This window comes from Nonomuraea antri, assembly GCF_013283785.1.
In the GTDB taxonomy this organism is placed as follows: Bacteria; Actinomycetota; Actinomycetes; order Streptosporangiales; family Streptosporangiaceae; genus Nonomuraea; species Nonomuraea antri.
Genome location: NZ_JABCPZ010000482.1, coordinates 1 through 2,402 on the forward strand (window position 1 = coordinate 1; position 2,402 = coordinate 2,402).

The following is a 2,402-nucleotide window of genomic DNA, read 5'->3' on the forward strand; positions in this document are numbered from 1 at the left end:
GGGTGCCGAAGGGGTGGGTCATCCGCTGATCTCCTCCTTGTTCCGGCCTCCAGCATGCCACCCCGCCGCCGCTCACGACGTGGCGAAGGTGAACCAGTTGACGTTGACGAAGTCGGCCGGCTGGCCGCTGGCGAAGGTCAGGTAGACCGTGTGCCTGCCGGTCACCGGTGAGATGTTCGCCGGAATCGTCCGCCAGGATTGCCAGCCGCCGGTGTTGGCGACGGCGAACTCGCCGATCGGGGGCGCGGTCGGGCTGCCGAGCCGTACCTGGACCAGGCCGCTGACCCCGGCCGCCGCACCCGAGGCCACCCTGGCCTTGAACTGGCGCGCGGCCTGCGTGCCGAAGTCGACGCCGTCGTAGCGCAGCCAGTCGCCGCCCGAGATCCAGCCGACGTTCTGGCCGCCGCCGATGTCCGTGGTGGTCTCCAGGCCGGTGCCCGACTGCGCCTGGTAGCGCTCGGCCTGGATGGTGGAGCGGGCGTCCACGCCGCCGGGCGGGTCGGTGGGCGCGGTGCCGCTCTGCCAGACCGCCACGTAGTCCACCAGCATGGAACGCCCGGGTACGGTCGCCGCGGTCGGCGTGCGGAAGCCGGCCACGCCGTCGGGGAAGCCGCCGCCCATGGCGAGGTTGAGCAGCAGGAAGTAACCGGCGTGCCCGGTCATGTTGCTCCACGTGGTGGCGTCGAACTGCGACTGGCTGAGCGCGTGGAACTGCTGGCCGTCCACGTACCAGCGCAACTGGTTGGGGCTCACGCTGCGGTCCCACTCGAAGCGGTAGGTGTGGAAGGCCGACTGGCAGGTGGCGCCGGGGCAGGCGCGGCTGGCGCCCAGGCCGTTGGTCTCGTTGCACGGCCCGCCCGGGCTGACGCCGCAGTGCAGGACGCCCCAGACCGAGTTGATCCCGTTGACGTTCTCCATGATGTCGAACTCGCCGATGCCCGGCCAGTTCCAGTAGTTGCCCCGGTAGGGCGAGCCGAGCGCCCAGAACGCGGGCCAGTAGCCGAGCGCGGCCTGGCCGGTGACGTTCGGCATCTGCACGCGGCCCTCGATGCGCAGGATCCGGCCGTCGGCGGGCTTGAAGTCGGCCCGCCTGGTCTCGATCCGCGCGGATGTCCATTCGCCCGACGCGCCGCGCAGCGCCGTGATGCGCAGGTTGCCCGAGCCGTCGAGGCCGAGGTTGGCCGGGTCGGAGGTGTAGTTCTGGATCTCGCCGGTGCCCCAGTTCGCGGGGCCGCCGGGGTAGGAGTGGCCGGTGTCGATGATCCAGTTGGACGACGACGGCAGGCTGCCCGCCGAGCCGTCGAAGTCGTCGGACCAGACCAGAGACCAGCCGGACGGGGTCGGCGGAACGGCGGCGGACGCGCTCACCGCCACCTGGACGAGCAGGCCGGTGAGCGCGGCGAGCGTCACGGCCAGCGTCGCCAACCGGCGGCGGCGCGGGATCGCGGGTGTCATCACATGCTCCTGGGGGGTGCGCGGAGTGATTGAGAGAGCGCTCTCTCACGAGAGAAACATGACGACGGCACAGTGTCAATGGATCAAGGCAGAGGTTGAGAGAGCGCTCTCGACGGCGTTTCTCGACAGCGCTCAGAGCAGGTCGACAGGGGACGCGCCCGCCGTCTCGAACGCCTCGCGCCAGAAGCTCTCCAGCATCGGGAACCTGTCCGGGTCCGACGGCTTCTCCCGCAGGAACCCGTGCACCGTCACCGCGTACCCGGTCATGTCGGGCAGCAGGCGTCCGTCACGCAGCTCCTTGATCTTCTGTCCGCGCGCGGCCTCGCTCAGGTCGAGCCGGTTGACGTTCAGGTCGCCGCGGTTGTTGATGAGATCGCTGAACACGATGATCTGGTGCGCCTGGTCGGGCTGCCGCCGCGCGGCGAGCTGCTTGACCAGGTAGCGCAGCGCGCCCAGCACGTCCGAGCCCTCGCCTTCGGCCGGGCAGTCGAACAGCTTGACCGCGCGCGGCAGCACCTCGGTGATCCGGTGGGTCCTGATCCGCTCCTCGACCACGGGATTGGCGTTGGGGTTCTCCGCCTTGGTGGCCGCGATCGCCACCGGGTCCTGGCGGCACGAGCTGCTCTCGGAGCTGCCCGTCACGGCCGCGAAGGCCACCCAGTCGCAGCCCTGGGCGAACGCCGGCAACTTCGACGTCACGTCGGTGCGCGACGTCGCGGGGTCCGCGTAGCTGGTGGAGTCGACGATCACGCCGCAGATGCCGCGTGCCTCCGTCCCGCAGGCCGTCGTGCCCGCCGAGACCATCAGCACCGCGGCCGCCGCCGCCAGGGCGCGCCGCCTCACGACCCGCCGTCCCGCGGCTCGCGAGGGGACGCGGAATCACCCGCTGGAGGCGGCGGACGACCGGCGTCGGAGCCGGAGTCGGGGTCGGCGTCGGAGTCGGGATC

2 protein-coding genes are annotated in these 2,402 nt (G+C 71.3%); both read right to left on the minus strand.

Going from position 1 to position 2,402, the window contains the following annotated elements:
- Positions 1–72: 72 nt before the first annotated feature.
- On the minus strand, positions 73–1,455 hold the full coding sequence (locus HII36_RS54685; RefSeq protein ID WP_173531298.1) for a glycoside hydrolase family 16 protein: 1,383 nt from the start codon (positions 1,453–1,455) through the stop codon (positions 73–75).
- Between the two features lie 132 nt (positions 1,456–1,587).
- Positions 1,588–2,298: a hypothetical protein gene (locus HII36_RS54690; protein ID WP_173531299.1), complete on the minus strand. Its 711-nt coding sequence runs from the start codon at positions 2,296–2,298 to the stop codon at positions 1,588–1,590.
- Between the last annotated feature and the right edge of the window lie 104 nt (positions 2,299–2,402).

Excerpts from the sequence above, each read along its gene's own strand:
- HII36_RS54685 (WP_173531298.1), bottom strand. The coding sequence starts at position 1,455 with ATGACACCCGCGATCCCGCGCCGCCGCCGGTTGGCGACGCTGGCCGTG.